This is a genomic window from Pelomonas aquatica, assembly GCF_026712205.1.
GTDB lineage: Bacteria > Pseudomonadota > Gammaproteobacteria > Burkholderiales > Burkholderiaceae_C > Pelomonas > Pelomonas aquatica.
In genome coordinates, this window is sequence record NZ_JAPPUW010000028.1 from 18,228 (window position 1) to 44,299 (window position 26,072).

Consider the following 26,072-nt stretch of genomic DNA (forward strand, 5'->3'; position numbering starts at 1 on the left):
GCGACTGTGCTTGCGCCGCCTGCGGCCAGCGGTCAGGGCTGTCCCCGATCTGGCGTCGGCGCACAACAGCCGCAGGCGGCCGACACCGGGCGCTGGAGGCGCTCATTCATTGGTGGCAGCGGGCCCGGGCCGGCATGCCTGCGATCCAGGGACGGGGAGACCCTGATTCACAAAACTTAAAAGAAGCGGGCGCCGGCCCGGGCGCCCGCGACGCGGTGCGGTAAGGCCCGCTCAGAAGGTTTCCCAGTCGCCGTCGTCGGCCGCCGGGGGCGGGACGGGGGCGGCAGGCCGCGGTGCGACGGCCGGCTTCACCGCCGGCATGGCGGCAGGCGTGGCCGCAGCCTTCCTGGGCGCGGCCGGCTTCGCGACGGGAACCTTGGCGGGCACGGGCCGCGGGGCCGCCGCCTTGGCCGCCGTCTGCCTTGCGGCCGTGCCGCCGAGCTTGAACACGCCGATGGCCTCGGCCATGCGGGCCGACTGCTCGCGCAGGCTCTCGGCCGCGGCGGCGGACTCTTCCACCAGGGCCGCGTTCTGCTGCGTCATCTGATCGAGCTGCACGACCGAGCCGTTGACGACGCCGATGCCCTCGCTCTGCTCGCGTGCGGCGGCGCTGATCTCGCCGATGATGTCGGTCACGCGCTGCACGCTGGCGACGATCTCGGTCATCGTGGCGCCGGCGGCCTGGACCTGCTCGGTGCCGGAGTCCACGCGCTCCACGCTGGCGCTGATGAGGGTCTTGATCTCCTTGGCCGCCTCGGCGCTGCGCTGGGCCAGCGCACGCACCTCGCCGGCCACGACGGCGAAGCCGCGGCCCTGCTCGCCGGCGCGCGCCGCCTCCACGGCCGCGTTCAGCGCCAGGATGTTGGTCTGGAAGGCGATGCCGTCGATGGTGCCGATGATCTCGTTGATCTTGCGCGAGCTCTGGCTGATCTCGTCCATCGTCGCGACGACCTGGGACACCGCCGCGCCGCCGCGCTGGGCCACGCTGGCGGCCGAGCTGGCGAGCTGGTTGGCCGTCATCGCCGCGTCGGCCGTCTGCTTGACGGTGCCGGTCAGCTCGGACATCGACGAGGCCGCCTGCTGAAGGTTGGAGGCGGTCTGCTCGGTGCGCTGGGACAGGTCGTGGTTGCCGACCGCGATCTCGGCGCTGGCCGTGCCGATGCTGTCGGCCGCGCTGCGCACGTCGCCGATGAGGCGCTGCAGCGAGGACTGCGTGTTCTGCAACGCCTGCAGCAGGCGGCCACCATCGCCGCTGCCGCCGTCCCGGATGGCATGGGTCAGGTCGAAGCGGGCCAGGGCCTCGGCGGCCTCGGTCGCCTCGCGCAGGCTGGCGCCAGCGCCGCCGCCGGCACCCAGCACGGCGCCGATGCCGACCAGCCAGGCCAGGCCCAGCGTCCAGCCCAGCCAGGTCTTCGCGGAGCCCGCGTCGGCGAGCGCCGAGAAGGCGGCGATGCCGCCGGTGGTGGCCAGGATCAGCACCAGGCCCAGGGCCAGGGTCAGGCGTTGCGCGGGGCTGCGCGAACCCCACAGGCTGTTCAGCATTTCTTGCTCCTTGATTGGCGGCCGCCTCGCGGCCCGCTTAGGCGTGGCAGTGTCGTCATGCCCTTCGCCGATGCGGCGGTGCTCAGTCCGGCAAAGCGGCAATAGTTGTGCGTCTGGCCCGCCGCAGCGCGAAGCGCAGCGGGTCCACCGCGTCCAGCAGTTCGGCTTCCAGCGGCCGCGGGCCGCCCAGCGCGAGCGCCGCCGCCAGCTCGCCCGCCAGCGCGGCCCAGGAGATGCCGCGCGATGCGAAGCCGGTGCAGACGACGAGGCCGGGCCGGCGGGCCTGCAGCCGCAGCTGGCTGGCGGCGGGGCCGGAGGCGGCGAGGCCGCCGACGAGGGGCAGCCGGTCGGGGGCGATCAGCCGCCAGCCGACGCGGCCGGCCAGCGGCGCCTCGGGCACGCGCGCCAGCCCGGCCAGGCGCGCATAGCGGGCGAGGTTGTCGGCCTGGTCGGCCGCACGCAGCGCGGGGTCGAGGTCGCCGTCCTGCGTCGTCGCGCCGCACCAGGCGCCGCCGCGGCCGTCGGCAATGGCATAGCCCTCGCCGGCGATGGGCAAGGCCGGGCACCAGGGCGCCTGCGGCAGATGGCTGAGCTGGCCGCGCTGCACGACGAGGCCGGTCGCCAGCTCGCCCAGCAGCGGCAGCTGGCCGTGGCCGCCGGCCAGCACGACCAGGGGCGCGCTCGCGATGACCGCACCGCCGGCGTCCAGCAGCGCCCAGCCGGCATCGGATTCGCGCAGCGCGGCCACCGGCGCAGCCAGCCGCAGTGCCGCGCCGCTGGCCGCCAGCATGGCCCGCGTGTAGGCGGCCGGGTCCAGCGCGCCGCCGCCGGGGTAGAACCAGGCCGGGTGGGCCAGCGCGGTGCCCGCCAGCGCCGCGGCCTCGGCGGCGGACAGGGCCTGCACATAGCCGTCCATGCGGCTCATCGCGGCCAGCGGCAGGCGCGTCTCCAGCCGCAGCAGGCCGGGCTGATGCGGCAGGCCCAGTTCGGCGACGAGGCGCTGCGTGGCCAGCGCCGCGGCGCGATTGAAGCGCGCGTGCGGGCCGTCGTCGGGGTTGACGGTGCCGTGGAAGAGGCCGGTCGGGTTGCCCGAGCTGGCCTGGGCGGGCGCCCCCAGCGCGTCGACGACGGTGCAGGCCACGCCGGCCCGCGAGAGCGCCAGCGCACAGGCCGCGCCGGCGAGGCCGGCGCCGACGATGACGGCCTCGCGGGCCTCGGGCGCGAGCGGCTCGCGGCCGGCCGGGCGCTGCGGACTGTGCCGCGGTGCGAAGCGGGCGACGGTCATCTCCGGCTTGTTCGCAAAGCCCGGCGCCAGACAGACCTTGAAGCCCAGCGCGGCCAGCGCGCGGCGCATGGGCCGGTTGATGCTCCAGGTCGCGGCCGTCGTGCCGGGCGCGGCATGGCGGGCCAGGCTCTTCAGCAGCCATTCGTCCCACAGCTCGGGGTTGCGCGCGGGCGCGAAGCCGTCGAGATAGAGCGCATCGGCCTGCAGCACCAGCTCGCGCAGCAGTTCGCGCGCATCGCCCAGGCCGAGCAGCAGCTCGACGCGGCCGGCCTCGAAGCGCAGCGTGTGCAGCCCCGGCGTCAGCGGCGGCCAGGCCGCGACGAGCTGGGCCGCCAGCTCCGGCAGTGGGCTGGCCGCATGAGCGCGCGCCAGGTCCTCGCGGCGCAGCGGGTGCTTCTCGACGCTGACGAAGACGAGGCGCTCGCAGCGTGCCGGGTCCTGCCGCCAGGCGTCCCAGGTGGCCAGGAAGTTGTTGCCCAGGCCGAAGCCGGTCTCCAGCACGACGAAGCGCCGCCGCCCCTGCCAGCGGCCGGGCAGACCGTTGCCGCCGAGGAAGACGTGGCGGGCCTGGGCCAGCGCGCCGGCGCGCGAGTGGTAGACGTCGCCGAAGGCGGGCGCGGCGGGGGCGGCCGGGTCGGAGAAATCGACCTCGGCGGGGACGATGGTAGCGAGCCTCAAAGCTCGACGGTCTCGCCGTGCTGGGGCACGCGCACGGGCAGGCCGAGTTCGTCCTGGATGCGGCAGCGCAGCGCATCGGCCGCGGCCGGCTCGCCGTGCACCACATAGACCTGGCCGGGCGGCCGGGGCAGGGCACGCAGCCACTGCACGAGGCCCTCGGCATCGGCATGGCCGGAGAAGCCGTCGAGGTGGCTGATCTCGGCATTCACCGGCACCCAGCGCCCGCGCAGCTTGATCTCGCGCTCGCCCGCCACCATGCGCGCGCCCCGCGTGCCGCCGGCCTGGAAGCCGGGGAAGGCGATGTGGTGCTGGGGCTGGGGCGCCAGCGTCTCGATGTAGTTCAGCACGCGGCCACCGGTGGCCATGCCGCTGGCCGAGATGACGATGGACGGCCGCGCCTTGCGCTGCGCCAGGCTGGCCGCGAGCTTGAGGCTCTGGGCCTGCTGGGTGACGTAGTGGACGCGGTCGGTCAGGCCGCGGGCCTCGTCGACGGAGATGCGGAGCAGCCTGGCGTGCCTGAGGGTCAGCTCGGTGGCTTGCTCGGCCATCGGGCTGTCCAGCCAGATCGGCACGTCCAGCGGCAGCTCGCCGGCGCGGCGCAGACGCTGCAGCACCAGCAGCAGGGCCTGGGCGCGGCCGACCGCGAAGCTGGGCAGCAGCACCGAGCCGCCGCGCTTGAGCGTCGTGCGCAGCAGCTGCGCGAGGCGGGCCTGCACGTCCTCGGCCGGGTGCAGGCGGTTGCCGTAGGTGGACTCGATCATGACGACATCGGCCGCCGGCGGCACCTGGGGCACGGGCATCAGCAGGTCGTTGTTGCGGCCGATGTCGCCCGAGAACAGCAGGCTGCGTTCGCCGCGGCGCACGTGGATGGAGGTGGCGCCGAGCAGATGCCCGGCCGGCGTGAAGCGGATCTCGGTGCCGCCCAGCGTGAGCCGGCCGTCGCGCGGCAGCGGCACGAACTGCTTCATCGTCGCCTCGGCCTCGCGCACGCCGTACAGTGGCAGGGCCTTGTCGTGGCGGCTGGACTGGTCGCGGTTGGCGCGCTTGGCGTCTTCTTCCTGCAGATGGGCGCTGTCGCGCAGCAGCACGTCGCAGAGGTCGCGCGTCGCGGCGGTCGCGTAGATGGCGCCCTGGAAGCCCTGGCGGCGCAGCGCCGGCAGATAGCCGCAGTGGTCGAGGTGGGCGTGGGACAGCAGCACGGCGTCCAGCTCGGAGGCATCGACGCCCAACGGCATCCAGTTGCGTTCGCGCAGGGTCTTGAAGCCCTGGAAGAGGCCGGCGTCCAGCAGCAGGCGCTGGTCGCTAAAGCTCAGCAGGTGGCGCGAGCCGGTCACGGTGTCGGCGGCGCCGAGGAAGGTCAGTGTCATGGAGCACCCAGGGTTTGCGTCGGGCCGGTCCGGGCCATCGCCGCGCCCCGCGCGATGAAGCGCGCCGCAGGCGATGGCATGCCCCCGATCTTAGAGAGAGACCCCGCCTGCCTCGCCACGCCGGGAGCGGCCTTCGAGCTTGGCCGGGACGCGGCCGCCACGAAAAAACGGCCCGTGCTCCTGGGAGTGCGGGCCGTTGGCGGGAGGCTCTGCCCGGTCAGCGCTTGGGCTGCGTCAGGCGCGGGCCGTTGTTGTGGCGCGGGGCGCTGCCGCCGTCACGGCTCGGCTGGGCCGAGGCATTGCGCGGCGCATGCTGGGCATGGGGCTTGGCGCCACCGTGGCCGGCAGGTGCGCCGGCGGGCTTGGCGCCGCCGTGGCCCGTGTGGGCTTGCGGCTTGCCGCCGGGGCGGCCGCCGTCGCGCGAGCCGCCGCGGTTGTCGCCGCCGCGGCCGCCGCCGTTGCCGCCGCCCGGGCGGCCACCGCGGCCGGCGTGGGCCGGCGGGTTGGGGTTGCGGCCCCGGCTGCCGTTGGGGTTCAGCACGGTGCGGCCCAGCACGATGGGTTCGGCGCGCTCGTTCGGGTCGGGCGCGAAGCCGGGCACGACTTCCTTCGGGATCTCGCGCTTGATGAGACGCTCGATGTCGCGCAGGAAGCCGTTCTCGTCCACGCAGACCAGGCTGACGGCCTCGCCCTGCGCGCCGGCGCGGCCGGTGCGGCCGATGCGGTGCACATAGTCCTCGGGCACGTTGGGCAGCTCGAAGTTGACGACGTGGGGCAGCTGGTCGATGTCGATGCCGCGGGCCGCGATGTCGGTGGCGACGAGGCAGGTCAGGTCGCCGCTCTTGAAGTCGGCCAGCGCCTTGGTGCGCGCGCCCTGGCTCTTGTTGCCGTGGATGGCCATCGCGCTGATGCCCTGGTCGTTCAGGTAGTCGGTCAGGCGGTTGGCGCCGTGCTTCATGCGCGTGAAGACCAGCACCTGGTGCCAGTCACCCGACTTGATCAGGTGGACCAGCAGCTCCTTCTTGCGCTCGCGGCCCACCGGGTGGACCTTCTGCGCGATCTGGTCGTTGGTCTGGTTGCGGCGGGCCACCTCGATGAGGGCCGGCTGGTTCAGCAGGCGGTCGGCGAGGGCCTTGATGTCGTCGCTGAAGGTGGCGCTGAACAGCAGCGACTGCTTCTGCGCGGGCAGCAGGGCCAGCACCTTCTTGATGTCGTGGATGAAGCCCATGTCCAGCATGCGGTCGGCTTCGTCCAGCACCAGGATCTCGACCTTGCTCAGGTCGAGGTTGCCCAGGCCGGCGTGGTCCAGCAGGCGGCCCGGCGTGGCGACGAGGATGTCCACGCCGTCGCGCAGCTTGTTGATCTGCGGCTGCATGCCGACGCCGCCGAACATGACCATGCTCTTCAGCTGGGGCAGGTATTTGCCGTAGGTCTGCACGCTTTCCTCGACCTGGGCGGCCAGTTCGCGGGTGGGCGTCAGCACGAGGGCGCGCACGGCCGGGCGGCCGCGCTTGTCCAGCGTGCGCTGGCCGGCCTGCAGGCGGTGCAGCAGGGGCAGCGTGAAGCCGGCGGTCTTGCCGGTGCCGGTCTGGGCACCGGCCATCAGGTCGCCGCCCTTCAGAACGGCGGGGATGGCCTGGGCCTGGATGGGGGTGGGGGTGGTGTAGCCGGCGTCGGCAATGGCCTTGAGCAGCGGAGCTGCCAGGCCGAGGGTGTCGAAACTCATCGAATCCTAAGGGGGGAGGGCACGCCTACTTTCACCGGGGCTCGCCATGCCGCCGGGGCGGCGACACCAGTCTTCGGGCAAGCCAGGCCGCGTGCGGGGGCCAGAAAAATGAAACGCCGCGCAAGACTGAGAGCGCGGCGTTGGGCTGCATTCTAACGGCGGAAGCATGAGAGAACCGTGACCGAGTCGATGCCCGCGCGCCCGTTGCGGCGACAATAGCGGCAACGCAGGCCCTACACGGGGCCTGCCGCCATTTCAGCCTCACAGGATTTGCCCCATGGCCCAGTACGTCTTTTCGATGAACCGTGTGAACAAGACGGTTCCACCCAAGCGCCACATCCTCAAGGACATCTCGCTGTCCTTCTTCCCCGGCGCCAAGATCGGCGTGCTGGGCGTGAACGGCTCGGGCAAGTCCACGCTGCTGAAGATCATGGCCGGCGTCGACAAGGAGTACGAGGGCGAAGCCGTGCCGATGCCGGGCATCAAGATCGGCTACCTCGAGCAGGAGCCCAAGCTCGACGCCGACCAGACCGTGCGCCAGGCCGTGGAAGAAGGCATCGGCGGCGTGCTGGCCGCCAAGAAGCGCCTCGACGAGGTCTATGCCGCCTATGCCGAGCCGGACGCCGATTTCGACGCGCTGGCCGCCGAGCAGGGCGAGCTGGAAGCCGTCATCGCCGCCGCCGGCTCCGAGAACACCGATCTGCAGCTGGAGCTGGCCGCCGACGCGCTGAACCTGCCGCCCTGGGACGCCGTCATCGGCGTGCTGTCCGGCGGCGAGAAGCGCCGCGTGGCCCTGTGCCGCCTGCTGCTGAGCAAGCCCGACATGCTGCTGCTCGACGAGCCCACCAACCACCTGGACGCCGAGAGCGTGGAATGGCTGGAGCAGTTCCTGCAGCGCTTCCCCGGCACCGTCGTGGCCATCACCCACGACCGCTACTTCCTCGACAACGCCGCCGAGTGGATCCTGGAACTGGACCGCGGCCACGGCATCCCGTGGAAGGGCAACTATTCCGAGTGGCTGGACCAGAAGGAACGCCGCCTGGAGCAGGAGCAGAAGAGCGAAGACGCGCGCATGAAGGCGATGAAGGAGGAGCTCAAGTGGGTGCGCTCCAACGCCAAGGGCCGCCAGGCCAAGAGCAAGGCGCGCCTGGCCCGCTTCGAGGAGCTGAGCGACGTCGAATACCAGCAGCGCAACGTGACGAACGAGATCTTCATCCCCGTGGCCGAGCGCCTGGGCAATGAGGTCATCGAGTTCGAGAACGTCAGCAAGAGCTTCGGCGACCGCGTGCTGATCGACAACCTGAGCTTCAAGGTGCCGGCCGGCGCCATCGTCGGCATCATCGGCCCCAACGGCGCCGGCAAGTCCACGCTGTTCCGCATGCTGCAGGGCGTGGAGCAGCCGGACAGCGGCAACGTCAAGATCGGCAAGACCGCCAAGCTGGCCTTCGTCGACCAGAGCCGCGCCAGCCTCGAGGCCGGCAAGACCGTCTGGGAGGACGTCTCCGGCGGCCTCGACAACATCGTCGTCGGCAAGTTCGTCATGCCCAGCCGCGCCTATCTCGGCCGCTTCAACTTCAAGGGCAACGACCAGCAGAAGCTGGTCGGCTCGCTGTCCGGCGGCGAGCGCGGCCGCCTGCACCTGGCCAAGACCCTGGCCCAGGGCGGCAATGTGCTGATGCTGGACGAGCCGTCCAACGACCTCGACGTCGAAACCCTGCGCGCGCTGGAAGAGGCGCTGCTGGAGTTCGCCGGCTCGGCCATGGTCATCAGCCACGACCGCTGGTTCCTGGACCGCATCTGCACCCACATCCTGGCCTGCGAAGGCGACTCGCAGTGGTTCTTCTACGACGGCAACTTCCACGAGTACGAGGCCGACAAGAAGAAGCGCCTGGGCGAGGAAGGCGCGCGCCCGAAGCGCATGCGCTTCAAGCCGATCAAGTAACCGGCCGGGGCACAGGTTTCGACACAGTTCTTTACCCCGCCCCCAAAGACGCCACACAGGGTCCCCGGAAGATGAGGGCATTGCCCCTTCTTCCAGGAGATCTCTGATGCAAGCCCTCCGAATCCGGACCCTGATGCGCGTGGCCGCCGTGGCGGCGGCCCTGGCCCTCGGCGGCTTGGCGGCCCAGGCCCAGCCTGGTCCCGACCGTCATGGCGCGCCCCCCGACATGATGGAGGCCGGCCCCTTCGGCGGCCACCTGGGGCATCTGCTCGATCTGGCCAACGCGACGGACGCCCAGCGCAGCCAGATCGAGGCCATCTTCAAGGCCGCCCGCCAGGATCTCGCCGGCCAGCGCGATGCCGGCCGCCAGTTGCGCGAGCAATGGGTCGCGCTCTTCGCCGCGACCAACGTCGACGCCGTTGCCATCGAGTCCGTGCGCGCCCAGATGAGCGCCCAGCACGACGCCGCCTCCAAGCGCATGAGCCAGGCCGGCATCGACGCGGCCCGCGTGCTGACGCCCGAGCAGCGCGGCAAGATCGCCGAGGCCGTGAAGAAGCACCCGGCCCGCATGGGCGGCCGTCAGCCGGGCTGATTGCCCCCCGGCGAGGAGTTCTGCGATGCTTGAGTCTCGTAGCGCCGGCGCCGAAGTGCACCGGCTCCCGTTCCCTTCCAACGCTCCCCTGATGAGTGCCCGACTGCTGTTGATCGATGATGACGCCCGCCTGACCGGCATGGTTGGCGACTATCTCCGCGCCGCCGGCTTCGAGGTCAGCGCGGCCGGCAGCCTGGCCCAGGCGCGGGAGGCGCTGACCCAGGGCCGCTTCGAGCTGATCGTGCTGGACCTGATGCTGCCCGACGGCGACGGCCTGGACTTCTGCCGCTGGCTGCGCGGCGATGCGCGCTGGCGCCATCAGCCGGTGCTGATGCTGTCGGCCCGCGGCGAGCCCATGGACCGCATCCTCGGCCTGGAGCTGGGCGCCGACGACTACCTGGCCAAGCCCTTCGAGCCGCGCGAGCTGCAGGCCCGCATCAAGGCCCTGCTGCGCCGCCTGGAGCCCAAGCTCGACGGCGACGAGGTGCTGCGCTTCGGCCGGCTCGACATCGACCTGGCGGCCCGCGTGGCGCGCCTGGACGGCAGGATCTGCGATCTGACCAGCCACCAGTTCGACCTGCTCGTCGTGCTGGCCCAGAGCCCGGGGCGCGTGCTCAGCCGCGACCAGATCATGGACGCCCTCAAGGGCCATCCGCTGGAAGCCTTCGACCGCTCCATCGACGTGCACATCTCGCGCATCCGCGCCGTCATCGAGGACGACCCCAAGAACCCGCGTCGCGTGCTGACCGTGCGCGGCGCCGGCTATGTCTTCGCCCGCAAGCAGGACGCCGACGCGGACGCGGCTTGAAGAGTCTCTACTTCCGCATCTACCTGACGCTGGTTGCACTGCTGCTGGCCTTCGCCTTCGGCTCGGCCTGGCTGTTCCAGCGCCACATCGAGCAGGAGCGCGGCAATGTCGAACTGGTGGCCGGCGAACGGCTGAACGCGATGGCCGGCCTGCTCAAGCTCGCGCTGCCGCAGGCGACGGCGCCGCGCGAGGCGCAGGCCGATGCCTTTGCCGACTGGGGCGGCCGGCTGCGCATGCCCATCGCGCTGGTGGATGCCGAGGGCCGGCGCATCGCGACGACGCTGATGTTCCAGCGCCGGGTCGACGACCGGGGGGCCATCATCGTCAGCGCCAGCCTGGGAGACGGCCGCAGCCTGGAGATGGTGCGCAGCGTGCGCCCGGCGATGCCGCAGGGCGGGCCGCCCGGCCCGCCGGGCAGCGGCCCCGCGGCCCGGCCGCCGCGGCTGGACGAGGGCCCCTGGGCCGGCCCCTGGCTGCACCGCTCGGTGTCGCCCAACGCGCCGGCCGTGTCCACGCTGGCCATCGTGCTGGTGCTGCTCTTCATCGGTGTCGCGGCCGGGGCCTATCCCGTCGTGCGCCGCCTCACGCGCCGGCTCGAGATGCTCAAGCGCGGCGTCGAGCAGTTCGGCGCCGGCCAGCTCGGCCTGCGCGTCGACGACAGCGGCAGCGACGAGGTCGCCGCGCTGGCCGGCAGCTTCAACCAGGCCGCGGACCGCATCGAGACCCTGCTGCGTTCGCACCAGAGCCTGCTGGCCAATGCCAGCCACGAGCTGCGCTCGCCGCTGGCGCGGCTGAAGATGGCCTTCGCGATGCTGGACGACGCCGGGGCGGCCCAGCGCGAGCGGCTGGCGCACGAGATCGACGTCAACATCGCCGAGCTGGACGCGCTGGTCGAGGAGGTGCTGCTGGCCAGCCGCCTGGAGGCGGGCAGCGCCGTGGGCGACAGCCATGCCGTCGAGTTGCTGGCCCTGGGCGCCGAGGAGGCGGCGCGCGCCGAGGTCGCCTTCGAGCCCGAGACGGACGCGGCCCGCATCGACGGCCAGGAGCGCCTGCTGCGCCGCGCGCTGCGCAACCTGCTGGACAACGCGCGCCGCTACGGCGGCCCCGAGGTGAAGCTGGTGCTGCGCCCGGTGGCCGGTGGCTACGAATACGTCGTCGCCGACCGCGGCCCCGGCGTGCCGGCGGACATGCGCGAGCGCATCTTCGAGCCCTTCTTCCGCCTGCCCGGCCATGCCGAGATGGCCGGCGGCGTCGGCCTGGGCCTGAGCCTCGTCAAGCAGATCGCCGAGCGCCACGGCGGCAGCGTGCGCTGCCTGGCCCGCGACGGCGGCGGCAGCCGCTTCGTGCTGTTCCTGCCCTCGTCAAAGCGCTGATTCGCGGTTCTCGTCGAAGACGCGCCTGAGCAGCAGGCCGAGCAGCAGCGCCGCGGTCAGCAGGCCCGCCGTGGCCGCCTGCCAGAAGCCCACGGCGCCCGCGCCGTGCGGGCCGAAGGCCAGCAGATAGCCGCCGCCGATGCCCAGGCCCCACAGGGCGACGACGTAGATGACCATCGGCAGCGTCGCGACCTGGTAGGCGCGCAGCACATAGGCCGCCACGGTCTGCAGCGCGTCGCCGAGGTGGAAGAACCAGACCCAGACCAGCAGCGGCAGCGCGGCGGCGGCCGTGGCCGCGTCGGACGTGTAGAGGCCGACGATGGACTCGCGCGCGAACGCGACCACCGCGCCCACGCTGGCCGCGACGAGGGCCGTCAGCACCACCGCGTGGCGGCCGACGGTGCGGGCCGCGCGCTTGTCGCCCGCGCCCAGCTGCTGGGCCACCAGCGTGCCGGCGGCGGTGGCCAGGGCCAGCGCGATCATGAACATCATCGCGATGAGGTTGACCGCGATCTGGTGGCCGGCCACCGGCGTGGCGCCCAGCCGCGCGACGAAGAAGGCCATGAAGGTGAAGCCCGTGACCTCGACGAGGATGGAGCCGCCCATCGGCAGGCCCAGGCGCACGAGCCCGGCCAGTTCGGCCCGCTGCGGGCGCGTCTGCCAGAGCGGGGGGATGCGGAAGGGCTGGTAGAAGCCGTCGCGGCGCAGCAGCACCTGGGCGGCCAGGGCCTGGGCCGTCATCGCGATGGCCGTGGCCCAGCCGCAGCCGCCCACGCCCAGCGCCGGGATGGCGCCCCAGCCGAAGACGAGCACGGCATTCAGCGGCACCTTGGCGGCCAGGCCGGCGAGCTGCAGAACCATCACGGCCTTGGGCCGGCTGACCGCGGTCGAGAAGCCGCGGAAGGCCGCGAACAGCAGGGCCGCCGGCAGCGCGAAGGCCTCGGGGCGGGTGTAGGCCCGCACCTTCTCGGCCTGGGCCGCGTCGAGCTGGGCCAGCCAGATGAAGGGGTCGGGGAACCACAGCGCCAGGCTGCCCGGCACGCACAGCAGCAGGGCAAGCCACTGGGCCTGCATGAAGCTGCGGCCCGAGCCGGGCAGGTCGTCGGCGCCGAACTGCCGGCCGGCGATCGGCCCGACCGCCAGCACGATGCCCATCAGGCCGACGAAGATGGTGACGTAGGCCGCCGAGCCCACCGCGAGGCCGGCCAGGTCCTGCGGGCCGACGCGGCCCATCATCAACGTGTCGACCGTGCTGAACATCATCACGGCCAGCTGGCCGACCAGCACGGGCCAGGCCTGGGGCAGCAGTTGGCGGGCGCTGTCGATGAAGCGGATGCGCTTGCTCAGGGCTGTGTTCCTCTTTCGGCGTAGCGATTGAACCGCCAGGCCGTGGCTTCGTGGTTGATGCGCTGCCAGACGGCGCGCTTCTCGAAGGGGTCGAGCGCCGGCCAGTGCTGGACCTCGTCGAACGTGCGGCCGCAGCCCTTGCAGACGGGGTCGCCCTGGGCCGTCGAGCAGATCGCGATGCAGGGCGAATCCGGCGTCGTGGCGTACCAGGCGAGCCAAGCCTCGAGGGCCCGGGGCTTGAGCGTGCCGGCGTCGACCGCGGTGGCGCGGCTCAGCGCGAGCAGTGCATAGGCTTCGGCCAGCGCGCGCACCTCGGGCGCGGCGCTGATGCCGTCGGGCGACGGCGAACGCTCGCGCCACCAGTTGATGGCGGCCTCGAGGTCCGTGACATGGATCGGCCGAGGATTCAAGCCACCAGTCCCATCGCCGCCCGCACCTCGCGCAGCGTCTTGCGCGCGACGGCGCGGGCGCGCTCGGTGCCGACCTCCAGCGTCCAGCGCACCTGCTGCGGGTCCAGCGCTGCGGCGCGTTCGCGCCAGGGCGCCTGTTCGCGCTGGATGGCCTCGATCAGCGGCTGCTTGCAGTCCAGGCAGCCGATGCCGGCGCTGCGGCAGCCGGCCTCGCAGGCGCTGCGCGTGGCCGCGTCGGTGTAGATCTGGTGCAGCGGCCAGACGGGGCAGCGCGCCGGGTCGCCCGCGTCGCTGCGGCGCACGCGCTGCGGGTCGGTGGGCATGGTGCGGATCTTGGCGGCCGTGACCTCGGGCGCGTCGCGCATCGCGATCGCGTTGTCCAGGCTCTTGCTCATCTTCTGGCCGTCCAGCCCGGGCACGCGGGCGGTCTCGGTCAGCAGGGCCTGGGGTTCGACGAAGACGGATGCGTCGGCCGCGTAGACGCGGTTGAAGCGCCGCGCGACCTCGCGCGTCACCTCGACGTGGGCGGCCTGATCCTCGCCGACCGGCACGCCGGCGGGCTTGTAGAGCAGGATGTCGGCCGCCTGCAGCAGCGGGTAGCCGAGGAAGCCGTAGGTGGCCAGCTCGGGGTCGGCGGCCACCTGGTCCTTGTAGCTCGGCATGCGCGCCAGCCAGGACGACGGCGTGCACATGGCCAGCAGCGTGAACAGCTCGGCGTGCTCGGGCATGCGGCTCTGCAGGAAGAGGGTGCAGCGCTCGGGGTCGATGCCGGCGGCCAGCCAGTCGGTCACCATGTCGTAGACATGGCGGCTCAGCGTGTCGCGGTCGGGGTGCGAGGTGGTCAGCGCATGCCAGTCGGCGACGAAGAAGAAGCAGTCGTGGCCGTCCTGCAGGCGCAGCCAGTTCTTGATGGCGCCGTGGTAGTGGCCGAGGTGCAGGGCGCCGGTCGGGCGCATGCCGGAAAGCACGCGCGGGCGGATGGGGACAGGGGTCGACATGGGGCCAGGATTGTCGCTCCCCTAAACTTGCGCCCCCATGAAGCGATTGGTCATTCTGATTTCCGGGCGGGGCTCCAACATGGAGGCCATCGTCAAGGCCTGTGCGGCCGAGGGCTGGCCGGCGACGGTCGCCGCCGTCATCAGCAACCGGCCGGATGCCGGCGGCCTGGCCTTCGCGGCCGGGCGCGGCATCGCGACGGCCGTGGTCGACCACAAGCTCTTCCCGCGCCGCGAGGACTTCGACGCCGAGCTGGCCCGCGTCATCGACGGCTTCGGCGCCGACCTCGTCGTGCTGGCCGGCTTCATGCGCATCCTGACGCCCGGCTTCACGGCCCGCTATGCGCGGCGCATGCTGAACATCCACCCCTCGCTGCTGCCGGCCTTCACGGGCCTGCACACGCACGAGCGGGCGCTGGAGATGGGCTGCAAGCTGGCCGGCGCGACGGTGCATTTCGTGACGGCCGAGCTGGACCATGGCGCCATCCTCATGCAGGCCGCCGTGCCGGTGCTGCCGGGCGACGACGCCCAGGCCCTGGCCGCGCGCGTGCTGACGGCCGAGCACCGCATCTACCCGCAGGCGGTGCGCTGGTTCGCGGAAGACGCGCTGGCCTGGGACGGCGACGTCGTGCGCCACCGCGACGGCGCCGCCCAGCAGCTGATGCTCAGCTGAGCAGCCCGGCGAGGATGTTGATGGCCAGGGCCAGCACGCCGGTGTTGAAGGCGAAGGCCAGCAGGGTCTGGACCAGCACGAGGCGGCGCATCGGCCGCGCGCTGATGCCGACGTCCGAGGTCTGCGCCGTCGCGGCCAGCGTGATCGAGAAATAGAGGAAGTCGCCGTAGTCCGGCGGTCCGTCGTCACCCGGGAACAGCAGGCCCGGCGCGGTCTGGCCGGGGCGGTGGTAGAGGCTGGCATAGGCCAGCGCGAACTCGACCGGCAGCAGCAGCCAGGAGCCGCAAACCGTGGCCAGCACCAGCAGCAGATAGCCGGGCTGGTGCGATTGCTTGGCGGCCTGCAGCTCCAGCGTGATGGCCGCCAGGCTGGCCAGCGCGCCCAGCACGGCCAGCAGCAGCACGACCGGCACGCCCTCGGCCAGCCGGCGGGCGCGCTGCTGCACATGGTGCACCGCGTCGCCGGTCAGCATCATCCAGACGATCAGCGGCAGATAGATCCAGACCGTCAGGTTCCAGCCGATCAGGGCGCGCGTCTGCCAGGCCAGCACGCCGGGCCAGAGGGCGGCCAGCAGGCTGCCGGTCAGGATGGCGGCGAGCAGGCGAGGGCGCAGGCGCAACTGGGTCCAGAGATTCATGCAGGGCGGCTTGGGATAATGGGGCGATGCATCCTAATGCCCTGCTGGAGCTGTGCGCCGAGCTGATCGCCGCCGTCAACAAGCTCGACGCGCCGGCCGACGCCACCGTCTCGGCCTTCTTCCGCCAACACAAGAACCTCGGCCAGCGCGAGCGCGCCAGCCTGGCCGAGACCGTCTACGCGATGCTGCGCGAGCGGCTCAAGTTCCAGAACCTGGCCCAGAGCGGCAGCGGCCCGCTGCCGCGCCGCCTGGCCATGCTGGCCTGGCGCGGCAGCGACGCCTTCCTGCGCGGCGCGCTCGGCCCGGCGGAGAAGCAGTGGCTGGAGCAGATTCAGGCCATTGACCCGCGGAGCCTGGCGCCCAAGCTGCGCCACAACCTGCCCGACTGGCTGGCCGAGCCGCTGCTGGCCCGCCTCGGCGAGGACGAATTCTGGAAGCTCGCGGCCGCGATGAACGAGGCCGCGCCGCTGGACTTGCGCGTCAACACGCTCAAGCTCAAGCGCGAGGAGGCTCAGGCCCAGCTGGCCGCGGCCGGCATCGAGGCCATGCCGACGCCTTATTCGCCGCTGGGGCTGCGCGTGCAGGGCAAGCCGGCGCTGAACAAGCTGGCGCTGTTCACCAGCGGCGGCGTCGAGGTGCAGGACGAGGGCAGCCAGCTCCTTGCCCTGCTGCTGGCGCCCAGGCGCGGCGAGATGGTCGTGGACTTCTGCGCCGGCGCCGGGGGCAAGACCCTGGCCCTGGGCGCCGCGATGCGCAACACCGGCCGGCTCTATGCCTTCGACGTGTCCGGCCACCGGCTGGACGCGCTGAAGCCGCGGCTGGCGCGCAGCGGCCTGTCCAACGTCTACCCGGCGCAGATCGCGCACGAGCGCGACGAGCGCATCAAGCGCCTGGCCGGCAAGATCGACCGCGTGCTCGTCGACGCCCCCTGCTCGGGCCTGGGCACGCTGCGCCGCAACCCCGACCTGAAATGGCGCCAGTCGCCCCAGGGCCTGGCCGAGCTGCAGGACAAGCAGCGCGCCATCCTGGCCAGCGCCGCCCGCCTCGTGAAGCCGAGCGGCCGCCTGGTCTACGCGACCTGCAGCCTGCTGAACGCCGAGAACGAGGCCATCGCGGCCGAATTCGCGGCTGCCCACCCCGATTTCAGGCCGCTGGCGGCCGACGAGGCGCTGGCCAAGGCCCAGGTCGAGCGCGCCGGCGAGTTGGTGGAGAACGGCGCGCTGCGGCTGTGGCCGCACCGGCATGCGATGGACGGTTTCTTCGCCATTGCGTGGGAACGGACGGCTTGACGAGGGTCAAGGAGCGCGCCGATTCGCACGCCGACGCCCGAATGCGGTGTTCCAGCCCCCTTGAATTTGGGGTCGCGCCTCTACAATTGACCCCTCTTTTCATGGCCGCCTCGGCCGAGGTCCTGGACGAATGAACGACATCCTGAACGCGCTGCTGAACTGGCTGGCCAATGGCCTGGCGGATTTCAGCGCCTGGCAACTCGTGGTCTACACGCTGGTCGTGACCCACATCACGATCGCTGCGGTCACGATCTTCCTGCATCGTTCCCAGGCCCACCGTGCGCTGGATCTCGGCCCCATCCCGTCGCATTTCTTCCGTTTCTGGCTGTGGCTGACGACCGGCATGGTCACCCGCGAGTGGGTCGCCATCCACCGCAAGCACCACGCGCGCTGCGAGACCGAGGAAGACCCGCACAGCCCGCAGACCCGCGGCCTGCGCAAGGTGCTGGCCGAGGGCGCCGAGCTCTACCGCGCCGAGGCCAAGAACGCCGAGACCATCGCCAAGTACAGCCGTGGCACGCCCGACGACTGGATCGAGCGCAACCTCTACAGCCGTTTCAGCTGGCAGGGCGTTGGGCTGATGCTCATCATCAACATGGCCCTGTTCGGCGCCCTCGGCGCGACGATCTGGGCCATCCAGATGGCCTGGATCCCCTTCTGGGCCGCCGGCGTCATCAACGGCATCGGCCACTACTGGGGCTATCGCAATTTCGAGGCGCCCGACGCGTCGACCAATCTGACGCCCTGGACGCTGATCGTCGGCGGCGAAGAGCTGCACAACAACCACCACACCTACCCGACCTCGGCCAAGTTCTCGGTCAAGCCCTATGAGTTCGACATTGGCTGGGTCTATATCCGCGGCCTGGAGATGCTGGGCTGGGCCAAGGTGCGCAAGACCACGCCCAAGCTGAGCCTGGGGGAAGTCAAGCCGGCCGATGCGCGCACGCTGGAGGCGCTGATCGCCAACCGCTACGAGGTCATGGCCAGCTATGCTCGCGACCTGAGGGCGGCCTGCGCGACCGAGCTGGCCAAGATCCAGGCCGAGGGCGGCCGGCACAGCGAGCGCTTCGCGCAGTTCAAGCTGGCCACGCGCTGGATGCACCGCGACGAGGAGCGCATCCCGGCGGCCGTGCAGGGCGACCTTGCCAACGCCCGCGCCGCCAGCCCCGTCATCGACAAGCTCGTGACGATGCGCGAGGAACTGCGCCAGATGTGGACCCGCACGAATGTGTCGGCCGAGCAGTTGGTGGCCGACCTGCAGGCCTGGTGCCGCCGTGCCGAGGAAAGCGGCATCGCCGAGCTGCAGGCCTTCTCGATGCGCCTGCGCGCGGCCCACGCCTGACGCGATATTTCGCCGCAGGGGTGTTAAGACGCTGATGGACGTTGCGGTGGTCGTGACGACTGCCATCCGCTACGCACGCATGACCGGCGACTTGGCTGCTATGGACGGCACGCCGCTCCACGAAGCCACGTTGTTCTTCGAGCGCGTGAGCTCGCTGCGCTCACCGGGCAGCACCGCAGCGACTGCCTGACCATCAGGTCCGCCCCGGTCGACTGGCCGGGGCGACGAATCGCCGCTGCTGCGCGACAAAACCGGCTCAATCGCCGCTGCTAGGTGACAGAAGGCTGCCTTCAGGGGCGGAATCAGCGCCGACACACGACACAGGCCGACAGCACCGGGCAGGGCAGCCGCCCCTTGCCTGAGGGGGCTGGCGCCCTGGTTCGCTGGGCTCAGCTTGCGTAGCATTCAGAGGAACTGCCGGCACATCAGCGGCAGGTGACGCCCACCGTGGCGCAGGCCCCTTAGGTCTCTGATGCCTCCCTTCCTCGCATGGCGCTCTATCGCGCTATGCACTGTTCCTGCAGGCGCCAATGCCTCGCAGCGGTTCTGTTAGTGGGCGAACTCTTCTGCTGCGTTAAATCATTGGAGCACTCCATGAACATGGACAAACTTCGCTTCCCCTCAGGGCGGTCTGTTGACCGGGCCCGTCAAGACGCCAAAACTCTCTCGCGCGAGGCCGGCATCCCCCTGGCACAGGCCCTCGACCAGGTTTGCTCGAAGAACGGCATGCACCAGCCTTGGAACAGCGCCTTGGCGTCCCTCAAGGCAAGTGCCAACGCGGTGGTCTGCGTCTGCTGCAGCGAGCCACAGAGCGACAGGACCAACCCGTTGATGGTGGTCAGCGCAGATTTCGACGATGGTGGCCAAGAGCTGGTGCACTTGCACTGCGCGAAGAACGACTCCCGCTACGGCTGCTGTTGGTGCTGCAGGGATGAGCGAATCTTCCTGGCTGTCGACCTCAATGACGCCGATGAGTGCCCCGACCACCGTGGGGAGTCGGTCTCTGACTCGTTGGAGGAGGACATCGACTCCTACATCGAGAACGTGCGGAACAACAGCTAGTCGCAGGTCCTTCCAGTCCGCCTCGGTCAGCAGGCCGAGGCGGACTGTTTCACGGATTTCTAGTCCGTCACGCTGCTCGCGGACGCGTTGTCAGCAATGGCAACGACTTGCACGCGATTCAGGGTATTCCGACACGGCCAACGGAGCGGCGTCGAGAACGATGTTTCACGGAAATCGACACTGGGAGTGTGGGCTGGTGCGTCGATTACGTAATCAGTTATCAAACCCGATTTACCTAAAACGACGCGCTTTGGGCCGCCCAGGGCTAAGAAGCAACGCTACTTTCAAGGCCACCTTGCGCCTGCCCACAATGCCGTTCCGTCGACTTCCTGCCGCCCTCCTGCAACTGTTGCTGGCCTTCAATCTGCTGGCAATCCTTGGCAACGTTACGGGCCTGAAGGTGTTGGTCGCCGAAGCGGGCAGGACGCCCATCGTCGCGACGTTGCTCAATTGGGTCGGGGTGTTGCCCCAAGGCGAGCCTACGGCTGCCAGTGGAAGGCGCGTGACCAGCATGGGGATGGAGTCGTCACAGGCCGGCGAGAGCATGGCGGCCGGACAACCGGGGCGCCGCAACGGGATGGACCTCCAGGCGGCGCGCGCCGGGGTGCGCGAGCAGCTCCAAGCGCTCCACGCTACCCCTGCTGGCGTCACGCTGACCACGACCCCCGCCGGTCAGGCCGATGCGCTCAATCAGCTCGAGGGGCGTGCGCTGGGGCAGCGCGCTGCGCGGGGGCTCGGGCAGCCAGGCGTCGTTGGCCCCTCGCCTTGAGGCTGCAGCCGTCGAAGGGGCCCACCAGGCCCGCACGGCTGAGGCGTCGCCTAATTTTTCCGGAGCCCCCGGGAAATCAACGCTAAGTTGTTGATTTCACAGGAAATTGGCCATCTGCGTCTTAACACCCCGCCGCAGTAAAAGGGCGCCCCGCGGGGCGCCCTTTTTTCTGGTCTGGCCTAGACTTGAAGCATGGATGCCGATTGCGTGCCTAGGAGGTTTGCCATGAAGTGCCGCTGGATCGCTGTGGGCCTGCTCGCCCTGTCTGCCGCTGCGCGTGCCGACGTGCAGGTGAATTTCGTGCATCCCGAGAAGTTCTCGGACATCCGCGACAACAACGGCTTCCGCGACGAGCGCGTGCTGGGCGAGCTGAGGGCCCATATGGTCAAGGAGGCTGCCAAGCTGCTGCCGGGCCGCGACGTGCGCTTCGACGTGACCGACGTGAATCTGGCGGGTGAGATCGAGCCGTGGCGCCACGGCCAATGGATACGCGTCATGCGCTCCATGACGCCGCCGGCCATCACGCTGAGCTACGAGGTGCGCGACGGCGGCAAGATCGTGCAGCACGGCGAGGCCGCGCTGCGCGACATCGCCTACCAGGACCGGGCCATTGCGCCTTTCTCCAGCAGCGACCCGCTGCGCTACGAGAAGAGCATGCTGGACAGCTGGATGCAGCGCGAGTTCAACGCCAAGGTGACGCAGCGCTGATTCCTCGGCGGCCCAGAAAGAACAAACCCGCCAGCGTTGCCGCTTGGCGGGTTTGTCTTTTCTGAAGCGATCAGATCACTTCAGCTTGATTTCCTTGTACAGGACGTGCTTGCGCGCCTTGGGGTCGAACTTCATGAATTCGAGCTTTTCGGGCGTGGTCTTCTTGTTCTTGTTCGTCGTGTAGAAGTGGCCGGTGCCCGCGGTGGACTCCAGCTTGATCTTTTCGCGGCCGCCTTTGGATGCCATGGTCGTGTTCCTTCAGTAAGGTCAGTGGGCGCGGATCAGAGCTCGCCCTTGGCGCGCAGATCGGCGACGACTTGGTCGATGCCGACCTTGTCGATCAAACGCAGAGCGGCGTTGCTGATGCGCAGGCGCACCCAGCGGTTTTCCGATTCCACGAAGAAACGGCGGTATTGCAGGTTCGGCAGGAACCGGCGCTTGGTTTTGTTGTTGGCGTGGGAAACATTGTTCCCGACCATGGGCTTCTTGCCCGTGACTTGACAGACGCGTGCCATGACGCTTCTCCACTCTGACGTTTGACCAGTTGCACGAGAACTCCCGCGCAACCCTTTGACCGCAATGCCTGCTAAACCTTCCCCGGGGCTTGTCGCCAAGGGTCGGGCGCGGTCCATCCAGCAGGCAAGCCGGCGAGTATAGCGGAAAACCCGGGATACAGGAGAGGGCTTCGTGCGGCCCTTTCCGATCAACCGTTCTCCTGCTCCAGGAAGCGCTGGGCGTCCAGCGCGGCCATGCAGCCGGTGCCGGCGCTGGTGATGGCCTGGCGGTAGACATGGTCCTGCACGTCGCCGGCGGCGAACACGCCGGGCACGCTGGTCATCGTCGCGAAGCCGTTCAGGCCGCTCTTCGTCAGGATGTAGCCGTCCTTCATCTCGAGCTGGCCCTTGAAGATGTCGGTGTTGGGCTGGTGGCCGATGGCGATGAAGCAGCCGTGCACGGAGATCTCGGCCTTGCTGCCGTCCTGCACGTTATGCGTGCGCACGCCGGTCACGCCCGAGGCGTCGCCCAGCACCTCGTCGAGTTGCTGGAAGAGGTGCAGCTTGATCTTGCCGGCGGCGGCCTTCTCCATCAGCTTGTCGATGAGGATGGGCTCGGCGCGGAACTTGTCGCGGCGGTGGATCAGGTGGACGGTGCTGGCGATGTTGGACAGGTAGAGCGCCTCCTCGACGGCCGTGTTACCGCCGCCGACGACGCAGACTTCCTGGCCGCGGTAGAAGAAGCCGTCGCAGGTCGCGCAGCCGCTGACGCCGCGGCCCATGAAGGCCTGCTCGGAGTCGAGGCCGAGGTATTTGGCCGACGCGCCGGTGGCGATGATGAGGGCGTCGCAGCTGTAGCTGCCGCTGTCGCCGATCAGCGTGAAGGGGCGCTTCGCGAAGTCGACGCTGTTGATGTGGTCGAAGACGATCTGGGTCTGGAAGCGCTCGGCGTGCTGCTGGAAGCGCTGCATCAGCTCGGGGCCCTGCACGCCCATCACGTCGGCCGGCCAGTTGTCCACCTCGGTCGTCGTCATCAGCTGGCCGCCCTGGGCCATGCCGGTGATCAGCGTGGGCTTCAGGTTGGCGCGGGCGGCGTAGATGGCGGCCGTGTAGCCGGCGGGGCCGGAGCCGAGGATCAGCAGGCCGTGGTGTTGGGTGGTTGCGGTCATGGCGGGGAGTTGGGGGCGGCGGGCGGGCCTGCAAGCCGGTTCGGGGTGAAAACCCCGAGCCCGGGCGTTGAGGCAAGCGCTGTCAGGTGTGCAAAATGCACGCCATTTTAGGCAGGCGTCTTTTCGGGCGCCGGCCCGAGGCCCCAAACCTGGAGAGTGCACATGGCGATGATTTCCAACCTGGACCTGATCCGCCGGGTTCCGCTGTTTTCGATGCTGACCACCGATCAGGCCCAGTCCATCGCCGACAGCGTCGTGAAGCGCCGCTTCAAGCGCGGCGAGCTGATCGTCGAGCAGGGCACCAAGTCCAATGCCCTCTTCATCCTGCTGAACGGCCGCGCCCGCGTGCTGACGGCGGACCACCGCGGCCGCGAGGTCATCCTGGCCGTGCTGCAGTCGGGCGACTATGTCGGCGAGATGAGTCTGATCGACAACGAGCCGCACTCGGCCACCGTGCGTGCCGAGGTGCAGACCGACATGCTGGTGCTGGGCCGCATGGAGTTCGCGCGCTGCCTACCGGAGGGCAGCAGCCTGTCCTACGGCATCCTGCGCGGCCTCGTCGCGCGGCTGCGCAACGCCGACCGCCAGATCGAGTCGCTCGCGCTGCTGGACGTCTACGGCCGCGTCGCGCGCACGCTGCTGGACATGGCCGAGGACGAGAAGGGCATCAAGCTGATCCGCGGCAAGGTGTCGCGCCAGGACATGGCCAAGGTCGTCGGCGCGTCGCGCGAGATGGTCAGCCGCGTCATGAAGGACCTGGAAGAGCGCGGCGTCATCGAAACGCTTGAGAACGGTTCGGTGGTCATCAAGGAACGCTTGACCCACGACTGAACGGCACAATGCAGGGATGAGTTTTCCCCTCGGTTCCCTGCTGGGCGGCGATGGCGCCGCGAGCGAAACCGCCGCCCCGGCCAAACCTACCCGCCGCCAGGCCCTCAAGCGCGAAGCCAGCCCGCCGTCGGCGGCCTCCAGACTGCTGCGCACGCCGCTGTGGCTGGCCCTGACCGCCTTGCTGCTCGCGCTGCTCGTGCTGGCCCTGGCCACGCATGACCTGCGCGACGCGGCCTTCAGCACCAGCGGCCAGCGCGAGCTGGTGCACAACCGCGTCGGCGGCTTCGGCGCCTGGCTGTCGGACGGCCTGCTCTTCGTATTCGGTTTCTCGGCCTGGTGGCTGCCGCTGCTGGCCCTGCGTGCCTGGCTGCGCAGCCTGGCAGGCCTGCTGCGGCACGACACGCCCGAGGCGCCGCGCTGGAGCCAGCGTGCGCGCTGGTGGGCCGGCGTGCTGCTGCTGGTGGGTGCGAGCTGCGCGCTGGAATGGAGCCGGCTGTACGCGCTGGAGCCGCGCCTGCCGGGCCACGCCGGCGGCGTGCTCGGCTACACGCTGGGCCCGCTGGGCATGAAGGGCCTGGGCTTTGCCGGCTCGGGCGTCGTCTGGATCGTGCTGCTGCTGACCGGCATGTCGTGGGCGCTGCGCTTCTCCTGGGGCCATCTGGCCGAGCGCATCGGCGAGCGCATCGAGCAGCTGCGCGAGAAGCGCATCGAGCAGCGCGAGATCAAGGCCGACCAGAAGGCCGGACAGCAGGCCGTCAAGGAGCGCGAGCTGGAGGTCGAGGTCGAACGCGAGGCCGAGCGCCAGCTGGAGCGCGACCTGGGGCTGGAGCATGCGCCCCTGGTCATCGAGCCGCCGGTCGTCGAGGTACCGCAATCCACCCGCGTCGCCAAGGAGCGCCAGCAGACGCTGTTCGCCGACGTCGGCGACGCCAAGCTGCCCCAGGTCGACCTGCTGGACGCCGCGCCAGGCCGCCAGGAGACGGTCACGCCCGAATCGCTGGAGATGACCAGCCGCCTGATCGAGAAGAAGCTGCGCGACTTCGGCGTCGAGGTGCACGTCGTCGCCGCGTCGCCCGGCCCCGTCATCACGCGCTACGAGATCGAGCCGGCCACCGGCGTCAAGGGCTCGCAGGTCGTCAACCTCGCCAAGGACCTGGCGCGCTCGCTGAGCCTGGTGTCCATCCGCGTCGTCGAGACCATCCCGGGCAAGAACTACATGGCGCTGGAGCTGCCGAACGCGCGCCGCCAGACCATCCGCCTCTCCGAGATCCTCGGCTCGCAGGTCTATGCCGACGCCGCATCCCAGCTGACCATGGGCCTGGGCAAGGACATCATCGGCCTGCCCGTCGTGGCCGACCTGGCCAAGATGCCGCACTGCCTCGTCGCCGGCACGACCGGCTCGGGCAAGTCCGTCGGCATCAACGCGATGATCCTCAGCCTGCTCTACAAGGCCGAGGCCCGCGATGTGCGCCTCATCCTCATCGACCCCAAGATGCTGGAAATGAGCGTCTACGAGGGCATCCCGCATCTGCTGGCGCCGGTCGTCACCGACATGAAGCAGGCCGGCAATGCGCTGAACTGGTGTGTCGGCGAGATGGAGCGGCGCTACAAGCTGATGTCCAAGATGGGCGTGCGCAACCTGGCCGGCTACAACAAGAAGATCGACGAGGCCAAGGCCAACGGCATCAGCATCCCCAACCCTTTCGCGCTGAACAACGACGACCCGGAGCCACTGGAGCGCCTGCCCTTCATCGTCGTCGTCATCGACGAGCTGGCCGACCTGATGATGGTCGTCGGCAAGAAGATCGAGGAACTGATCGCGCGCCTCGCGCAGAAGGCCCGTGCGGCCGGCATCCACCTGATCCTGGCCACGCAGCGGCCGTCGGTGGACGTCATCACCGGCCTCATCAAGGCCAACATCCCGACGCGCCTGTCCTTCCAGGTCAGCTCCAAGATCGACAGCCGCACCATCCTCGACCAGATGGGCGCCGAGGCGCTGCTCGGCATGGGCGACATGCTCTACATGCCGTCCGGCACCGGCCTGCCCATCCGCGTGCACGGCGCCTTTGTCAGCGACGACGAGGTGCACCGCGTGGTGGAGTACATCAAGTCCCAGGGTGAACCCAACTACATCGAAGGCATCCTCGAAGGCGGCGTGCTCGACGACGCCGGCGGCGAGGCGCCCGCGCCGGGCGAGGCCAGCGGAGAGCAGGACCCCATGTACGACCAGGCCGTGGCCATCGTGCTGCAGCACCGCAAGGCGTCGATCTCGCTGGTCCAGCGCCATCTGCGGATCGGCTACAACCGCGCCGCGCGGCTGCTGGAGCAGATGGAGAACTCGGGCCTTGTCGGCGCCCTGGCATCCAACGGCAGCCGTGAATTGATTGTTCCGAAGCGAGACGAATGAAGTACCTCCTCATCGCCCTGACTCTGTGTGCAGCCGGCACCGCCCATGCCGACGCCGTCGATGCGCTGCGCGACTTCGCCCATGATGTGAAGAGCGGCAAGGCCAATTTCACGCAGACCGTCACGTCGCCGGACGGCAAGCGCAAGAAGCTGTCCAGCGGCAGCTTCGAGTTCGAGCGGCCCAACCGCTTCCGCTTCGCCTATGCCAAGCCCTTCGAGCAGACCATCGTGGCCGACGGCCAGAAGGTCTGGATCTACGACGCCGACCTGAACCAGGCCAGCTCGCGCAAGCTGGCCGACGCGCTGGGTGCAACGCCCGCGGCCTTGCTGGCCGGCGCCAACATCGAACACGACTTCACGCTGAAGGCCCAGCCCAGCGAAGGCGGTGTGGACTGGGTGCAGGCCAGCCCGAAGCAGGCCGAGTCGACGATCCAGTCGCTCAAGCTCGGCTTCCGCGCCAAGGAGCTGGCGGCGATGGAGATCGTCGACGGCTTCGGCCAGCGTTCGCGCCTGGACTTCAGCGCCGTGCAGGCCAATGTGCCGGTGCCGGCCGAGCGCTTCCAGTTCAAGCTGCCGGCCGGGGCGGATTTGATCGAGCAGTAGTGAGCGGTTCGCTGTTCGACGACG

The 26,072-nt window shown here is 70.2% G+C and carries 24 protein-coding genes and 1 pseudogene; 14 read left to right on the forward strand and 11 right to left on the reverse strand.

The window, feature by feature from the left end:
• Positions 1–231 precede the first annotated feature (231 nt).
• From NYP07_RS21465 to NYP07_RS21480, 4 genes and pseudogenes are all read right to left on the reverse strand, one after another.
• A pseudogene (locus NYP07_RS21465) lies at positions 232–1,335 on the reverse strand (methyl-accepting chemotaxis protein); the annotation flags it as partial.
• Positions 1,336–1,624: 289 nt separating this feature from the next.
• The gene (gene mnmC, locus NYP07_RS21470) at positions 1,625–3,505 is read right to left on the reverse strand and encodes a bifunctional tRNA (5-methylaminomethyl-2-thiouridine)(34)-methyltransferase MnmC2/FAD-dependent 5-carboxymethylaminomethyl-2-thiouridine(34) oxidoreductase MnmC1 (protein WP_268153805.1); all 1,881 of its coding nucleotides are present in this window, start codon (positions 3,503–3,505) and stop codon (positions 1,625–1,627) included.
• Positions 3,502–4,872, reverse strand: coding sequence for an MBL fold metallo-hydrolase RNA specificity domain-containing protein (locus NYP07_RS21475; protein ID WP_268153807.1), 1,371 nt, complete (start codon positions 4,870–4,872; stop codon positions 3,502–3,504). Before NYP07_RS21475 ends, mnmC begins: the two co-directional genes overlap by 4 nt.
• Positions 4,873–5,089: 217 nt before the next feature.
• On the reverse strand, positions 5,090–6,598 hold the full coding sequence (locus tag NYP07_RS21480; protein ID WP_268153809.1) for a DEAD/DEAH box helicase: 1,509 nt from the start codon (positions 6,596–6,598) through the stop codon (positions 5,090–5,092).
• Between the two features lie 277 nt (positions 6,599–6,875).
• On the opposite strand from NYP07_RS21480, the gene ettA reads away from it, so the two are divergent.
• The 4 genes from ettA to NYP07_RS21500 all read left to right on the forward strand — a co-directional run bounded on the left by ettA (position 6,876) and on the right by NYP07_RS21500 (position 11,313).
• Positions 6,876–8,540, forward strand: a complete 1,665-nt coding sequence (gene ettA / locus NYP07_RS21485; RefSeq protein WP_268153810.1) for an energy-dependent translational throttle protein EttA — start codon at positions 6,876–6,878, stop codon at positions 8,538–8,540.
• A 106-nt stretch (positions 8,541–8,646) separates the two neighbouring features.
• Complete coding sequence (locus tag NYP07_RS21490) at positions 8,647–9,132, forward strand: Spy/CpxP family protein refolding chaperone (RefSeq protein WP_268153812.1); 486 nt, start codon at positions 8,647–8,649, stop codon at positions 9,130–9,132.
• 91 nt (positions 9,133–9,223) lie between these two features.
• Complete coding sequence (locus NYP07_RS21495; protein ID WP_268153814.1) at positions 9,224–9,940, forward strand: response regulator; 717 nt, start codon at positions 9,224–9,226, stop codon at positions 9,938–9,940.
• Positions 9,937–11,313, forward strand: coding sequence for a sensor histidine kinase (locus NYP07_RS21500; protein WP_268153817.1), 1,377 nt, complete (start codon positions 9,937–9,939; stop codon positions 11,311–11,313). Before NYP07_RS21495 ends, NYP07_RS21500 begins: the two co-directional genes overlap by 4 nt.
• On the opposite strand, the gene NYP07_RS21505 is transcribed toward NYP07_RS21500, so the two are convergent.
• The 3 genes from NYP07_RS21505 to trpS are packed head-to-tail and all read right to left on the reverse strand — an operon-like array spanning position 11,302 to position 14,068.
• Positions 11,302–12,600, reverse strand: coding sequence for an MATE family efflux transporter (locus tag NYP07_RS21505; protein WP_268153819.1), 1,299 nt, complete (start codon positions 12,598–12,600; stop codon positions 11,302–11,304). The two genes, NYP07_RS21500 and NYP07_RS21505, sit on opposite strands and share 12 nt — an antisense overlap.
• A gap of 56 nt (positions 12,601–12,656) precedes the next feature.
• Positions 12,657–13,070 carry a DUF3717 domain-containing protein gene (locus NYP07_RS21510; RefSeq protein WP_268153821.1) on the reverse strand — a complete coding sequence of 138 codons (414 nt, stop codon included), beginning with the start codon at positions 13,068–13,070 and terminating at the stop codon, positions 12,657–12,659.
• Positions 13,067–14,068: a tryptophan--tRNA ligase gene (trpS, locus tag NYP07_RS21515; protein ID WP_268153823.1), complete on the reverse strand. Its 1,002-nt coding sequence runs from the start codon at positions 14,066–14,068 to the stop codon at positions 13,067–13,069. The genes NYP07_RS21510 and trpS overlap by 4 nt, the downstream gene beginning before the upstream one ends.
• Positions 14,069–14,105: 37 nt before the next feature.
• Between trpS and purN the strand changes: the two genes are divergently transcribed.
• Positions 14,106–14,738 carry a phosphoribosylglycinamide formyltransferase gene (purN, locus tag NYP07_RS21520; protein WP_268153824.1) on the forward strand — a complete coding sequence of 211 codons (633 nt, stop codon included), beginning with the start codon at positions 14,106–14,108 and terminating at the stop codon, positions 14,736–14,738.
• On the opposite strand, the gene NYP07_RS21525 is transcribed toward purN, so the two are convergent.
• A complete protein-coding gene (locus tag NYP07_RS21525; RefSeq protein ID WP_268153826.1) occupies positions 14,731–15,375 on the reverse strand; it encodes a DUF1345 domain-containing protein in 645 nt (214 codons plus the stop codon). The two genes, purN and NYP07_RS21525, sit on opposite strands and share 8 nt — an antisense overlap.
• Positions 15,376–15,401: 26 nt before the next feature.
• Between NYP07_RS21525 and NYP07_RS21530 the strand changes: the two genes are divergently transcribed.
• The 6 genes from NYP07_RS21530 (at position 15,402) to NYP07_RS21555 (ending at position 20,545) form a co-directional block, all read left to right on the forward strand.
• A complete protein-coding gene (locus tag NYP07_RS21530) occupies positions 15,402–16,664 on the forward strand; it encodes an RsmB/NOP family class I SAM-dependent RNA methyltransferase (protein WP_268153828.1) in 1,263 nt (420 codons plus the stop codon).
• A 130-nt stretch (positions 16,665–16,794) separates the two neighbouring features.
• On the forward strand, positions 16,795–18,006 hold the full coding sequence (locus tag NYP07_RS21535; protein ID WP_268153830.1) for a DesA family fatty acid desaturase: 1,212 nt from the start codon (positions 16,795–16,797) through the stop codon (positions 18,004–18,006).
• A gap of 34 nt (positions 18,007–18,040) precedes the next feature.
• Entirely contained in the window at positions 18,041–18,196 is a 156-nt protein-coding gene (locus NYP07_RS21540; RefSeq protein WP_268153832.1) for a hypothetical protein, read from the forward strand.
• Between the two features lie 404 nt (positions 18,197–18,600).
• A complete protein-coding gene (locus NYP07_RS21545) occupies positions 18,601–19,068 on the forward strand; it encodes a hypothetical protein (RefSeq protein ID WP_268153834.1) in 468 nt (155 codons plus the stop codon).
• A 295-nt stretch (positions 19,069–19,363) separates the two neighbouring features.
• Complete coding sequence (locus tag NYP07_RS21550) at positions 19,364–19,837, forward strand: hypothetical protein (protein WP_268153836.1); 474 nt, start codon at positions 19,364–19,366, stop codon at positions 19,835–19,837.
• Positions 19,838–20,062: 225 nt separating this feature from the next.
• A complete protein-coding gene (locus NYP07_RS21555) occupies positions 20,063–20,545 on the forward strand; it encodes a DUF3016 domain-containing protein (protein ID WP_268153838.1) in 483 nt (160 codons plus the stop codon).
• Between the two features lie 75 nt (positions 20,546–20,620).
• On the opposite strand, the gene rpmG is transcribed toward NYP07_RS21555, so the two are convergent.
• The 3 genes from rpmG to trxB all read right to left on the reverse strand — a co-directional run bounded on the left by rpmG (position 20,621) and on the right by trxB (position 22,208).
• Positions 20,621–20,791 carry a 50S ribosomal protein L33 gene (rpmG, locus tag NYP07_RS21560; RefSeq protein ID WP_025564431.1) on the reverse strand — a complete coding sequence of 57 codons (171 nt, stop codon included), beginning with the start codon at positions 20,789–20,791 and terminating at the stop codon, positions 20,621–20,623.
• 35 nt (positions 20,792–20,826) lie between these two features.
• Positions 20,827–21,060 carry a 50S ribosomal protein L28 gene (gene rpmB / locus NYP07_RS21565; RefSeq protein WP_268153841.1) on the reverse strand — a complete coding sequence of 78 codons (234 nt, stop codon included), beginning with the start codon at positions 21,058–21,060 and terminating at the stop codon, positions 20,827–20,829.
• A gap of 188 nt (positions 21,061–21,248) precedes the next feature.
• Entirely contained in the window at positions 21,249–22,208 is a 960-nt protein-coding gene (gene trxB / locus NYP07_RS21570) for a thioredoxin-disulfide reductase (protein ID WP_268153843.1), read from the reverse strand.
• 162 nt (positions 22,209–22,370) lie between these two features.
• On the opposite strand from trxB, the gene NYP07_RS21575 reads away from it, so the two are divergent.
• Genes NYP07_RS21575 through lolA form a run of 3 tightly spaced genes read left to right on the forward strand, consistent with a single transcriptional unit; the run spans position 22,371 to position 26,048 of the window.
• Positions 22,371–23,039 (forward strand): Crp/Fnr family transcriptional regulator, encoded by a 669-nt coding sequence (locus NYP07_RS21575; protein ID WP_132569602.1) that lies wholly within the window; start codon positions 22,371–22,373, stop codon positions 23,037–23,039.
• Positions 23,040–23,055: 16 nt separating this feature from the next.
• On the forward strand, positions 23,056–25,446 hold the full coding sequence (locus tag NYP07_RS21580; protein ID WP_268153846.1) for a DNA translocase FtsK: 2,391 nt from the start codon (positions 23,056–23,058) through the stop codon (positions 25,444–25,446).
• Positions 25,443–26,048: an outer membrane lipoprotein periplasmic chaperone LolA gene (gene lolA, locus NYP07_RS21585; protein WP_268153848.1), complete on the forward strand. Its 606-nt coding sequence runs from the start codon at positions 25,443–25,445 to the stop codon at positions 26,046–26,048. The genes NYP07_RS21580 and lolA overlap by 4 nt, the downstream gene beginning before the upstream one ends.
• Positions 26,049–26,072: the final 24 nt, after the last annotated feature.